This is a genomic window from Cupriavidus basilensis (assembly GCF_008801925.2).
In the GTDB taxonomy this organism is placed as follows: Bacteria; Pseudomonadota; Gammaproteobacteria; order Burkholderiales; family Burkholderiaceae; genus Cupriavidus; species Cupriavidus basilensis.
In genome coordinates, this window is sequence record NZ_CP062803.1 from 4,010,034 (window position 1) to 4,023,029 (window position 12,996).

The window sequence follows — 12,996 nt, forward strand, 5'->3', positions numbered from 1 at the left end:
GCGGATCCTCATGTGCCGCCGGTACACAGCGCCAGGTGCATGGCCCGGGCGCCGCCCATGGTAAGACAAAGCGGCACCGGGCACCATGGCCACCGCCTCTGCTTATGTGGTGGGGGCCACTTTCCGCGTAGCGGCAAGCGCCTCGCGCCGGAAAGCATGGCCCACGTGGTGATAGAACGGGTGCGGGCAAAACTGGCGTGCGAGGAACGAAGCCAGCAGCGACGAGGCGAGCAGGAACAAGGTGAGGTCTTGCGAGCGCGTCATCTCCATCACGATCACGCTGGCGGTGATGGGCGCCTGGGTGGCGGCGGCCAGGAAGGCGGCCATCGACACCAGCGCCAGCACGCGTGGCTCGGCCATGCCGCCGAAGAGGTGGCCGACCCAATCCGCCACATTGGCGCCGATGCCGGCACCGATGGCCAGCGATGGCGTAAAGATGCCACCGGGAATGCCGGCGAAATACGAAACCACGGTCGCCGCCAGCTTGGCCAGGCCGAACCATAGCGTGGCGTGCGGCTCGCCGTTGATCAGGCCGGCGGCCTGCTCGTAGCCGGTGCCAAAGGTGGCGCCCCCGGTCGACCAGCCAATCGCCGCGGCCAGCAGGCCGCACACGAACGCCACCTGCACGGGATGCTGCGACGGCCAGGCGCGCAGCCGGGCCGGCATCAGCGCGGGCACGCCGCCGATCAGCAACTTGGCAAACAGGCCGCCCAGCGCGCCGTTGACCAGGGCGCACAGCAGTACCGGCCCCCAGGCATCATGCAGCGCGAGGATCGGCGTCTTGACACTGAAATAGGGATTGTTGCCAAGGATCGCCAGCGAGAGAAAGCCTGCGGTCAGCACGCCTGACAGCACCAGCCGGTCCCAGCGCACGGCAGTGCCGCGGCCAAGCTCCTCGATGGCGAACACCACGCCCGCCAGCGGTGTATTGAAGGCGGCGGCCAGGCCGCCGGCAGCGCCGGCGGCAATCAGCGCGTTGGGATGAAAGCCGATGCGAAAGCGCAGCTTCTCCTGGCACCAGCGCCCCCAGGCGAGCATGGCCGCGGCGCCAACCTGCACCGATGGTCCTTCACGGCCAATGGAGGCGCCCGCCAGCAGCCCGCCAGTGGTCAGCAGCACTTTCCACATGGACTGGCGAAACGACACCAGCAGGGTCTGCGCCGGCCCCGCTGGGGGCAGGCCGAATGCGGCGAGCACCTGCGGGATGCCGCTGCCGCGCGCCTGCGGCGCCAGGCGGATGGTGAGCCAGCGCAGCGCGGCCAGCCCGAACGGCAGCAGCACAAAGGCCAGCCAGGGCGTGGCCGCTGTCAGGTGCGCGTTCCAGCGCAAGGCCACCTCGGCAATCCAGGCGAAGATCAGGGAGAACAGCGCCACGCAGCCGGCGCCGCACATGAAGACGGCGTAGCGCAGCGTGGTGCGGGAGATACGCCACATCTGGCGCGACTTGCGGCCCGCTGCCATGCGGGCGCGGCGGCGCAGCGCGCGCAGCCGGTTGTGGTCGGAGGCCCGCCCGGAAGCGTCGTCAGGATCGGACGGCTCGGGCTCTTGGCTGCGATTTGGCGTGATGTCGTTCATGGAGCGGCAGGCGTGGGCGAAGAAACGCCGTGACAAGCCCGAGGGCCGGATTCATCACGGCGTGATGGAACTATACGCCGATCGCCGCCAGGCGTGCCGCGCACAAAGTGCGCGCCAGAGGCCCCTGGCTCAGTCCAGGCTGATGTTGTTGGCGCGGATGACCTTGCCCCAATGCTCGCGATCCGCCTCTACATAGCGGTCAATCTCGGCCTGGGTGCGCGGCGTCTGGATCACCAGTCCCAGTGCGCTGAAGGTCGCCCGGAAATGCGGATCCTTGAGGACCTGCGCGGCCGCGGCCTGCAGCTTTTCCACCACGTCCGGCGGTGTCTGCGCCGGCACGGCGAGCCCGAACCAGGTTGCGGCCTGGAAGTTGGGATAGCCGCTTTCGGCCACGGTCGGCACGTTGGGCAGCACTTCCAGCCGGGTGCGGCCGGTCACCGCCAGCGCGCGCAGCTTGCCACCCTTGATGTGGGGCAGCGAGGTGCTGACCACATCCACCATCAGTTGCACATCGTTGGCGAGCAGCGCCGAGAGCGCCGGCGCGCTGCCGTTGTACGGCACATGGGTGACCGAGATCCCGAGTTCGGTCTTGAGCATTTCGGTAGCGAGCTGCAGCGCGTTGCCCAGGCCGACCGAGGCGTAGTTGAGCTTGCCGCCGCTGGCCTTGGCGTAGGCTGCGAACTCACGGATATTGGTGGCCGGCACCTGGCTGTTGGTCACCACCACCAGCGGCACCTCGGCGCCAACGGTGAAGATCCGGAAATCGCGCGGCGGATCGTAGGCGATCTTCTTGTAGAGCATCGGGTTGAGCACCATGCTGCCGTTGGTGGCCAGCACCATGGTGTAGCCATCGGCGGGTGCGCGCGCCACGCTTTGCGTGCCGATCATGGTGGCGGCGCCAGGGCGGTTCTCCACCACCACTGTCTGCTTGAGCACGCGGCTCATGCCATCGGCCAGCCCGCGCCCGAACTGGTCGGTGGAGCCGCCCGGCGTGTAGGGCACCACCAGCTTGATGGGGCGGTCGGGATAGGCGGCAGCGGCCAGTTGCGAACAGGCGAAGACGGCGGCGCCGGCCCATGCGCGCCATCCGGTTTTCCAGCTATGCATTGCGTAGTCTCCTTGGCGTTTTTTTTGACGTCTGGTACTCGGTACTCGGTACTCGGTACTTGGTACTCGGCATTCGGTGTCCGGTGCGGCTCAAACCCGCCGCGTGCGCCCTTCCCAGTACTTGTCGCGCAGGCGGCGCTTGGCCAGCTTGCCGGTATCGTCGCGCGGCAGCAGCGCCTCCACCACGATGGTGCGCGGCACCTTGAAGCCGGACAGGCGCTGGCGCAGCCATTCGATGATGGCGCCCTCTTCCAGCGTGGCGCCCGCCACCGGCTGCACCATGGCCAGCAGCCGCTCGCCGTATTCGTCGTCGGGTACGCCGAACACCACGCAGTCGGCCACGCCGGGATAACGCACCAGCTCGTGCTCGATCTCGGCCGGGTAGATGTTCACGCCGCCGGAGATCACCATGTCGGAGGCGCGGTCGCAGATGAAGAGGTAGCCGTCGGCATCCAGGTAGCCCATGTCGCCCAGGCTGACCAGGCCGTCGCGGTCGATGGCGCGGCGGGCTGCCTCGTTGTTGCGATAGGTGAAGTCCGGGTAGGCAGGCTGGCGCACATAGACCAGGCCGATCTCGCCGGGGGCGCAGGCAACGCCCTGCTCATCCAGGATGCGCACTTCGCCCTGGTCAACCGGGCGCCCCGCCGTGCCGGGCTTGGCCAGGGCGTCGGCCGGCGTGGCCACGGTAATCATGCCGGCCTCGCTGGAAGCATAGGTTTCATGGATCACCGGGCCGAACCAGTCCAGCATGGCGCGCTTGACCTCGGGCGCGCACGGCGCTCCGGTCGAGGCGACAAAGCGCAGCGAGGACAAGTCATAACGGGCGCGCACTTCGGGCGGCACCTTGAGCATGCGCACATACATGATCGGCACCAGGTAGAGCACGTCGATGCGGTGCTTCTCCACCAGCGCCAGCACCTGCTCGGGATCGAAGCGCGCGCACAGCACCAGGCACTCGCCAAGCTGCAGCGCATTCTGGATGAACACGCCCGGCGCGCTGTGGTACAGCGGCGCGGCCATCAACGCGCGCGTGCCCTGCACGATGCCCATGGTCTGCGCCACCACCGAGCGCATGCGCGCGAGCTGCTCGTCCAGCATGGCCAGCGGCGGTGCGGCGCGCAGCACGCCCTTGGGGCGGCCGGTGGTGCCTGAGGTGTAGGCCATGTGGCCGCGCGGCGCGACCCGCGGGCCGTCGTAGGGCTGCTGCGCGGCGAGCCAGCTCTCGTAGCCGGTCGCGCCTGCGGGGCTGTCCTTGCCGGGCGCTGCCACCGCCAGCACCTGTACGCCTTCGGGCACCACCGCGCGCACGCCGTCCAGCAGGTCGGCGCTGACGATCAAGGCCCGGGCGCCGCTGTCGGTCAGCAGGAAGCGGATTTCTTCCGCCGTGAAGTGCCAGTTGATCGGGCAGTAGTAAGTGCCGGCCGTGCGGCAGGCATGCACGATATCGGCAAAGACCGGGTCATTGCGCAGCAGCACCGCGACCACGTCGCCTTCGCCCAGGCCAAGCGCGCGCAGGCCGCCGGCCAGGCGCGCGCCGCGCTCGCTCAGTTCGGCGCCGGTACGGTGGATGTCTTCAAACAAGAGGTCAGCGGCCATCAGTTGTCTCCAGCCTGGCTAGGCTTGGTGGTAGAGCGGGTCGGGGTCGGTGCGTTGACGCTGCGCCCGGCACGATCGGCGGCGTTCGTGGCCGCGATACGCTCACGCGCGGCTTGCCATTCGGCATCGCCCCAATCCAGGTACTGCTTGAAATAAGCACCGTTGGCAAGGTAATCGCCGCCATCCAGCGCAATGGTCTGTCCGTTGATCCACGCGTTGTCGCGGGCCAGCAGGAAGGCGGCCAGGTTGCCGATATCCTGCGGCTGGCCGATGCGGCCCGTGGGGTTCTGGCCGCTCATCGCGTCTTGCTGCGCATCCTGCGGACGCAGGCGCGAGCCCGCGCCTTCGGTGGGGATCACGCCCGGCGCGATGGCGTTGCAGCGGATGCCGTGGCGGCCCCACTCCACGGCCAGCGACTTGGTCATGGCATCCACGCCCGCCTTGGACATGGCGGACGGCACCACGAACGGCGAGCCGGTCCAGACCCAGGTCACGACGATGGACAGGACCGAGCCGGGATGGCCGTCGCGGATCCAGCGCTTGCCCACGGCCTGCGTGGTGTAGAAGGTACCGCGGAAGACGATGTCCGAGATGGCATGAAAGCCGTTGGGCGACAGATCCTCGGTGCGGCTGATGAAGTTGCCTGCGGCGTTGTTGACCAGGCAATCAAGCGGGCCGTGCCGGGTCCAGATGGTCTCGATCATGGCGTCGACAGCAGCCGCGTCGCGGATGTCCACCGCGTGCGTCACGACCTTGGTGCCGTGCTGGTGGCGCAGCATCTCGGCGGCCTCGTCCAGCACCGCCAGCCGGCGCCCGCACAGGTGCAGCTCCGCCCCCAGCCCCGCCAGGCGCTCGGCCATGATCAGGCCCAGCCCGGTGCCGCCACCGGTGATCAGCACGCGCTGGCCGGCGAAAAGATCGTTCTTGAACATGGTGTCTCCTGCTTGTTTCAGGGCGGTGTCGCGCCCGCCTGGCTCTGCCTTGGCGATCCGGCAGGGCATGGTCACTGTAGCCTCGGTTCCCCGCATCGACAATTCCCTCGCAGCGACTCACAATGTTGCGCCATACGCGACAATTCTCCATGGAATCCCGGATGGACCTCAACCTGATCCAGGCCTTCGTCGACATCGTCGAAGCCGGCAATTTGTCCGAGGCGGGGCGGCGGCGCGGCGTCACGCGCTCGCAGGTCAGCCGCCAGCTGCGCGAACTGGAGCACCAGGCTGGCGCGCAGTTGCTGCGCCGTACCACGCGCCGGCTGGAACTGACCGAAGCGGGCCGCGCGCTTTACCAGCACGGGCTGCGCATCCTGCAGGAAGTGGCGTCCGCCCAGGCTGAGATCGACAGCCTGGGCACCACCCTGCGCGGCCACGTGCGCGTGAGCGTGCCGACCGGGCTGGGCGACACCTTCCTCGCGCCGCTGCTGCTCGAATTCACCGGGCGGCATCCCGGCATCTCGCTGCGGGTGTTTTTTGCCAACCGCGTGGTCGACCTGATCGCCGCGGAGATCGACGTGGCGCTCAAGGTGACTTCGCAGCCGCCGCTGGACCACGTAGCGCGAGACATCTGCGCCATCGACTGGCAGCTCTGCGCCTCGCCCGGCTACCTGGCCCGCCATGGCCCGCTGCAAACCCCGGCCGACCTGGCGCGCTGCCAGTTCCTGTGCCCGCCCTATCCCGCCCGGCGCTTTGTGCTCACGCTCGACCGTGGCGACCAGCGCGAGGAGGTGGAACTGAGCCCGCACCTGCAGTCTGAGCATTTCCCCTTCCTGATGCGCGCGGTACGCGACGGCCACGGCGTGGGCCTGCTGCCCGTCTACGCCGGCTGGGACGATGTGCGCGAAGGCCGCCTGGTGCCGGTGCTGACCGAATGGAAACCGGAGGGATTGGGCAGCCGGCTCTACATCATCACCACACCCAACCTGCATCCGTCGATGGCCACGCGCACCTTGATCGACTTCCTGCGCGAGCGGATTCCGGCGCTGGATGTCTTCAGCGCCCCGGGCGGTACCGCTTTGTGCGCACCGTAGTCCCCGCACGCCGCTTGCAGCGCGCCAGCAAACTTTCAAATTGCAAGTTAAGATGCGCCGAAACCCTTGGCTTGCAAAACGAAAGTAAACATCAGAGCCAACCCTGCAAAGCGCGTGAGAGGAGACCATGGGACATACCGACTTTGCCAGCATGCCTTGCCCGATTGCCCGCTCGATGGCGGTGCTGGGCGAGCGCTGGGCCATTCTTTTGCTGCGCGAGGCGTTCTACGGCAGCACCCGCTTTGATGAATTCCAGCGCCACCTGGGCATCGCGCCCAACATCCTCAGCGCACGCCTGAAGACGCTGGTGGAACACGGCATGCTGGAGCGCGTGCCGGCGCCCGACAGTGCGCGGCATGCCTACCACCTCACCGAGAAAGGCCGCGACTTCTTTCCCGCTTTTGTGGCGCTGAAGGCCTGGGCCGACCGCTGGATGACCGACGAGCGCGGCCCGCTCACCTTGTTGCAGGACAAGCACACCGGCGCAGAGATTGCCACGCCGGCGTTGGCCCGCCCGGACGGCAGCCCGCTGACGCTGGACGACCTGCGCGTGGCGCCGGGCCCCGGCGCGGGCAGCTATCTGCGGCGGCGCTTTGGCGCCGCTGCCGGCCTGCAGGCCGCAGACGAACCGCTGACAGACGAAACGGAGTCCAGCCATGAATGAGCCGCAAGCCAATCCCATGGCCGGAGCCGCGATGGCGTCGGCCGCAGCAGCCGCACCCATTGCCACCCCCACTCACCCGCTGATGCGCGAACTGATGCGCCGCATCCTGGTGCTGGCCGCGCCCACCAGCCTGATCGCCTTCCTGCAGGCGGGCGCGCAACTGATCGAGACCTGGCTGGCGGCGCGCCAGGGCACGGCGGCGCTGGCGGGCTGGGCGGTAGTGCTGCCGTTTGCCTTGCTGCTGCAGCAGATGTCCACCGGCGCCATGGGCGGTGGCGTGGTGGCGGCCATCGCCCGCGCGCTGGGCGCGAACAAGCGCGAGGAGGCCTCGTCGCTGGTGCTGCACGCACTCATCATCGCGGTCACCGCGGGGCTGGCGTTTGCCGTGGCGATGGCCGGTTTCCCGCGCGCCGTCCTGGGCGCGGTGGCAGGGCAGACCGCGGCAGACGCGGCCGCCACCTATGCGATCTGGCTGTTCGGCGCCGGCGCGGTGCCGGCCTGGCTGGCCAACACGCTGGCATCGGTGCTGCGCGGCGGTGGCCGCCATGCGCTGGCGGCGCGGGTGCTCTCGCTGATGTGGATCGTCTTCCCGGTGCTGGCCTGGACGCTGGCCGAGCCGGTAGGCATGGGCCTGGCCGGTATCGGTGCGTCGCTGGCGGCGGTGTCGTGGGCGGCGGCGCTGGCCATGGCCTGGGTGGTGCTGCGGGGCGGCGCGGGGTTCGTGCCGATGCTGCGCATCCGTCCGTCACGCGCGCTGTTCACGCGCATCCTGTCAGTGGGGCTGGTGGCCTGCGCGCTGGCCTCGGTGGCCAACCTGTCCACGATCCTCGTGACCACCCAGCTGCGCCACTATGGCACCGCCGCGGTGGCCGCGTACGGCATCTCGGCACGGCTGGAGTTCCTGATGATCCCGCTAGCGTTCGGCGTGGGCTCCGCGCTAACCGCGCTGGTGGGGCGAGCAGTCGGCGCCGGCGACTGGGCCACCGCACGCCGCACGGCCTGGGCCGGCGCGCTGATGGCGCTGGCGGTGGCCGGCGCGGTGGGTGCGGTGGTGGGCCTGGCGCCGGATGTCTTTGCCGGGTTCTTCACCAAGGATGCCGAAGTGGCAAGCATCGCCGCGCGCGCGCTGTCCTGGGTCGCGCCGGCCTTCGGCGGCTTCGGGCTGGGCATGGCGCTGTATTTCGCGTCGATGGGCGCGGGCCGCATGGGCTGGCCGATCGCGGCCGGCATCTCGCGCATCGCGCTGGCCGCCGGCGGCGGCTGGCTGCTGGCGAACGCGGTGGGCATGGGCCTGGACGGGCACTTCCTGGGCGTGGCGTTGGGCATCACCGCTTACGGCGTGGTGACGGCGTTTGGCGTGCGCGGCGCTAACTGGTCGGCACGCTGAGCCTGAGTGGGCGGCGCAAGCGGCCCGCTCAGCGCATCACGGGGCGCGCGTTGCCGCCCAACCCGGCATCCCTGACCTCGGCCGGCACCGCCGGCCATCCGCCGCCCAGCGACTTGTACAAGGCTGCCGTGCCGTTCAACACATCGACCTGTCCCTGAATGGCTGCAAGCTGCGCATCAAACAGCTTCTCCTGCGCGGTGGTGACTTCGAGGTAGCTGGAGTAGCCGCCCTCGTAGCGCGCGCCGGCCTGGTCGGCATATACCGTCAGGCTGCGCTCCTGCTTTTGCAGGCTGCCCAGCCGGTTGCGCGTCTCCAGCCCATTGGCCAGCGCGCTGTTCACATCGGCCAGCGCCGCCAGCACGCTGCCCTGGTAGGCCAGCAGCGCCTGCTCGCGCTGCGCCCCGGCCGTCTGCACCTGGCCACGGATGGCGCCGCCCTGGAAGATCGGCTGCGTCAGCCCGGCGCTCATGCCCCACACTTGCGAGGCGCTGTGCCACAGCGCGCCCGGCGACGCCGCCACCGCACCGAACAAGCCAGAGAGATTCACCGCCGGCAGGTACAGCGCCTCGGCGGCGCCGAGCAGCGCGTTGGCCGCAACGGCATTCTGCTCGGCCTGCAGCACATCCGGGCGGCGCGCGAGCAAGGCCGCTGGCAGGTCGGCGCCAACCGGCGGCGCCTGCAGCTCGGTGATGGACTTGCCCCGCTCGATCGGGCCAGCCTCGCGCCCGAGCAACACCGACAGCGCGTTCTCGGTCTGCGCGATTGCGCTGCGCAGCGGCGGGATGGAGGCCTCGGTGGCGTAGTAGTCGTTCTCGGCCTGCGAGAGTTCCAGTTGTGAGACCACGCCGCCCTCGTAGCGCATGCGGAAGATCTCCAGCGCGTGGGCACGAGCGTCCAGCGTCTGGCGGGCCACGTCCAGTTGCGCGTCCAGCCCGCGCAGGTTGGCATAGCCCTGGACCACCGAAGCGGCCAGCGCCAGCACCACGCCACGCCGCGCGTATTCCGCGTTCAGCAGGTCGGCCTGCGCGGCTTCCGCCTGGCGGCGGATGCGGCCCCAGAGGTCGATCTCCCAGCTGGCGTTGGCAAGCAACTGGTAGCTGTTGCGCGGGCCATCGAGCGACGCGAACGGCGTGCCGTTGAACGTGCCCGCGCGCTGGCGCGTGGCCGACGCGGAGAGCCCGACCTGCGGGAACAAGCCAGAGCGCGCCACCAGCAACTGCCCGCGAAACGCATCGATGCGCGCAGCCGCGATGCGCACGTCGTAGTTGCTGCGCAGCGCGGCATCCACCAGCGCGTTGAGCACCGGATCGCCGAAGCTGTCCCACCACGCGCTATCCGCGGCCACGGTCAACGCGCCGGCATCGAGGCGGTACTGCGGCGGCTGCGCCACGTCCGGGCGCCGGTAGTCCGGTCCGAGCGCGCAAGCGCCCAGCACCATCGCGCCGGCAGCCACCAGCAGGCGGCGCGCGCTCATGACGGCTCTCCCGTTGCCGGCTCGGGCTGCGTTGCCGCTGCCGGTGCGCCCTTGCGCCTGGCCCATTTGTCGACGCCCGTGCCGATCAGGTACGAGAACAGCGGCACGAACAGCAGCGCCAGCGTGGTCGCGGCAATCATGCCGCCGATGATGCCGGTGCCGATCGAATGCCGCGCATTGGAGCCCGCGCCGCTGGCAATGAACAGCGGTACCGCGCCCAGGATGAACGCCAGCGAGGTCATGACGATCGGCCGCAGCCGCAGCTTGGCCGCCTCCACCGCGGCGTCCGCGTGCGACAGGCCTTCCTTCTGCTTGAGCACCGCGAACTCCACGATCAGGATGGCGTTCTTCGCCGCCAGCCCGATCAGCGTGACCATGCCGATCTGGAAGTACACGTCATTGGAAAGCCCGCGCAGCAAGATGGCGACCAGCGCGCCGAACAGGCCGAACGGCACTGCGCTCAGGATCGATAGCGGCAGCGACCACGACTCGTACTGCGCGGCCAGGATCAGGAATACCATCACGATGCCGAACACGAACACGATGGCCGTGGTGTTGCCCGACTTCTTCGCCTCGAACGCCTCGCCGCTCCAGCCGTAGGCGTAGCCGGGCGGCAACGCCTCCTTGGCCACCGCCTCCATCGCCGCCAGCGCCTGGCCCGAGCTGTAGCCAGGCGCGGCGTCGCCGGTGATCTTGGCAGCCGGGAAGTTGTTGAAGCGCGAGAGCAGATCCGGGCCGCTGCTGTAGTAGGTCTTGAGCAGGCCGGACACCGGCGCCATCGCGCCGCTTTGCTGGCGCACGTAGAGGAACTGCAGGTCGTTCGGATTGGCGCGGTACTGGGGCTCGGCTTGCAGGATCACCTGCCAGACCCGGCTGTACTGCGAGAACTGGCTGACGTAGAGCGAGCCGAACTGCGTCTGCAGCGTGCCGTACACGTCGGCAATGGGCACGCCCATGGTCTCGGCCTTCTCCTTGTCCACCTCCACCCGCATCTGGCGCGAGGCCGCCTGGATGGTGCTGTTGAGCCGCCCTAGTTCCGGATGGTTGGCCGCGGCCTTGATGAACGCGCGCGTGGTCGCCTCCAGCTCCGCCGTGCTGCCGGTGCCGCGGCTTTGCAGCCAGAACTCGAAGCCGCCCTGCGAGCCCAGCCCCGGAATCGACGGGGGATTGACCGGGATGATGATGGCTTCCGGAATCGCCCGCAGCTTTGGCGTGATCGACTGCAGCAATCCCGGCACGAGCAGGTCTGGCTTGTTGCGCTCCTTGAACGGCTTCATCGCCACGAAGACGGTGCCGGCATTGGTCTTGTACTGGCTGTCGATAAAGCTGTAGCCGGACAGCGCCGATGCATCCTCTACCGCCGGATGCTCGCGGAACATGGCCGCGACCTGCGAGGTGACCTTCTCGGTGCGGTCCAGGCTGGCGGAGTCCGGCATCATCACCGCCACCAGCACATAGCCCTGGTCCTCCGATGGCACGAACGCCGTGGGAATCCGGCCAAACAGCTGCCACACCGCCAGCAGCATCAGGACAAAGCAAAGCAGCGCCACCACGGAGCGGCGCATGAAGATACGCACCCAGTTGCCGTAGTGATCCACCAGCCAGTCGAAGCGCTTGTTGAACCAGACAAAGCCGCGCCATGGCTCATGGTGCCCCGGCTTGAGGATCATCGCGGCGAGGGCCGGCGACAAGGTCAGCGCAACGAAGCCGGACAGCACCACCGACACCACGATGGTCAGCGCGAACTGCCGGTACAGCTGCCCGGTGGTGCCGGAGACGAAGGCCACCGGGATGAACACGGCGGACAGCACCAGCACGATGGCGATCACCGGGCCGGTCACTTCCTCCATCGCGCGCAGCGTGGCCTCCTTGGGCGAGAGCTTGAACTCGGCCATGTTGCGCTCGACGTTCTCCACCACCACGATGGCGTCGTCCACCACGATGCCGATCGCCAGCACGAGCGCGAACAAGGTCAGCAGGTTGATCGAGAAGCCCAGCGCCAGCAGCCCGGCAAACGTGCCGAAGATCGAGACGAACACCGCCAGCACCGGGATGATGGTCGCGCGCACGTTCTGCAGGAAGATGAACACTACCAGCACCACCAGGATCACGGCCTCGATCAGCGTGTGCACCACTTCGTCGATGGACGCGCGCACGAACTCGGTGGTGTCGAGCGCCACCTTGTAGCTCACGCCTTGCGGGAAGGTCTTGGACATCTCGTCCAGCGCCTTCTGCACATCCTTGGCCACCTGCAGCGCATTGGAGCCAGGCTGCTGGTACACCGCGATGATGGTGGCCGGCTTGCCGTTGAGCGCGGAGCGCAACGTGTACTGCTGCTGGCCGATCTCGGCGCGGCCCACATCGCGCAGACGCACCACCGCGGCGCCGGTGTTATCGGCACGCAGGATGATGTTCTCGAACTGCTCGGGCGTGGTCAGGCGCCCCGGCGTGACCAGCGGAAAGGTCAACTCCACCGGCTTGCTGTTGGGCGCCTGGCCCACGCTGCCGGCGCCGAACTGCTCGTTCTGGCTTTGCACCGCGCGCTGCACATCCTGCGCGGTGATGCCGAGCGCTGCCATGCGGTCCGGCTTGAGCCAGATGCGCATGGCCAGATCGGCCGAGCCCATGATCTGCGCCTGGTTGGCGCCATTGACGCGCTTGATGGCGTCGAGCACGTAGAGGTTGGCGTAGTTGTTGATGTACTGCTGGTCGAAGCGGCCATCGGGCGAATACACGCCAATCAGCAGCAGGAAGCTGGAGGAGCGCTTCTGCACGTTGATGCCGGTTTTCTGCACGGTGTCCGGCAACTGCGGCAGCGCCAGGTTGACGCGGTTTTGCACCTGCACCTGCGCGGTGTCGGGGTCGGTGCCGATGTCGAAATACACATTGAGCGTCATCGACCCGGTAGGCGAAGACGTCGACTGCATGTAGATCATGTTGTCGGCGCCGTTGACCTGGGTCTCGATAGGCGCGGCGACGGTCTGGGCTACGGTGTCGGAATCCGCGCCGGCGTAGGTGGCACTGACGGTGACCTGGGGCGGGGTGATGTCGGGATACTGGGCGATCGGCAGCGCGAACATGGCCACCACGCCACCGATGACGATGATCAGTGACAGCACCGCCGCAAAGATGGGCCGCTGGACGCAGAATGCGGAGAGCATATTGGT

9 protein-coding genes are annotated in these 12,996 nt (G+C 68.5%); 3 read left to right on the forward strand and 6 right to left on the reverse strand.

The annotated features are described in order from the left end of the window. Positions 1 to 102 precede the first annotated feature (102 nt). The 4 genes from F7R26_RS18420 to F7R26_RS18435 form a co-directional block, all read right to left on the reverse strand. On the reverse strand, positions 103 to 1,575 hold the full coding sequence (locus tag F7R26_RS18420) for a chloride channel protein (protein ID WP_150985676.1): 1,473 nt from the start codon (positions 1,573 to 1,575) through the stop codon (positions 103 to 105). A 129-nt stretch (positions 1,576 to 1,704) separates the two neighbouring features. Next, a complete protein-coding gene (locus F7R26_RS18425; protein ID WP_150985677.1) occupies positions 1,705 to 2,682 on the reverse strand; it encodes a Bug family tripartite tricarboxylate transporter substrate binding protein in 978 nt (325 codons plus the stop codon). 90 nt (positions 2,683 to 2,772) lie between these two features. Next, positions 2,773 to 4,278, reverse strand: a complete 1,506-nt coding sequence (locus tag F7R26_RS18430) for an acyl-CoA synthetase (RefSeq protein WP_150985678.1) — start codon at positions 4,276 to 4,278, stop codon at positions 2,773 to 2,775. Further along, complete coding sequence (locus tag F7R26_RS18435) at positions 4,278 to 5,210, reverse strand: SDR family oxidoreductase (RefSeq protein WP_150985679.1); 933 nt, start codon at positions 5,208 to 5,210, stop codon at positions 4,278 to 4,280. The genes F7R26_RS18430 and F7R26_RS18435 overlap by 1 nt, the downstream gene beginning before the upstream one ends. A gap of 161 nt (positions 5,211 to 5,371) precedes the next feature. On the opposite strand from F7R26_RS18435, the gene F7R26_RS18440 reads away from it, so the two are divergent. The 3 genes from F7R26_RS18440 (at position 5,372) to F7R26_RS18450 (ending at position 8,355) form a co-directional block, all read left to right on the forward strand. Beyond that, positions 5,372 to 6,304 (forward strand): LysR family transcriptional regulator, encoded by a 933-nt coding sequence (locus F7R26_RS18440; protein WP_150985680.1) that lies wholly within the window; start codon positions 5,372 to 5,374, stop codon positions 6,302 to 6,304. Positions 6,305 to 6,431: 127 nt separating this feature from the next. Next, complete coding sequence (locus F7R26_RS18445) at positions 6,432 to 6,968, forward strand: winged helix-turn-helix transcriptional regulator (RefSeq protein ID WP_150985681.1); 537 nt, start codon at positions 6,432 to 6,434, stop codon at positions 6,966 to 6,968. A gap of 31 nt (positions 6,969 to 6,999) precedes the next feature. Next, positions 7,000 to 8,355: an MATE family efflux transporter gene (locus tag F7R26_RS18450; protein ID WP_150985759.1), complete on the forward strand. Its 1,356-nt coding sequence runs from the start codon at positions 7,000 to 7,002 to the stop codon at positions 8,353 to 8,355. 28 nt (positions 8,356 to 8,383) lie between these two features. Here F7R26_RS18450 and F7R26_RS18455 read toward each other — a convergent pair whose 3' ends face one another. Then, the gene (locus F7R26_RS18455) at positions 8,384 to 9,829 is read right to left on the reverse strand and encodes an efflux transporter outer membrane subunit (RefSeq protein ID WP_150985682.1); all 1,446 of its coding nucleotides are present in this window, start codon (positions 9,827 to 9,829) and stop codon (positions 8,384 to 8,386) included. Beyond that, positions 9,826 to 12,990: an efflux RND transporter permease subunit gene (locus F7R26_RS18460; protein ID WP_150985683.1), complete on the reverse strand. Its 3,165-nt coding sequence runs from the start codon at positions 12,988 to 12,990 to the stop codon at positions 9,826 to 9,828. Before F7R26_RS18460 ends, F7R26_RS18455 begins: the two co-directional genes overlap by 4 nt. Positions 12,991 to 12,996 lie beyond the last annotated feature (6 nt).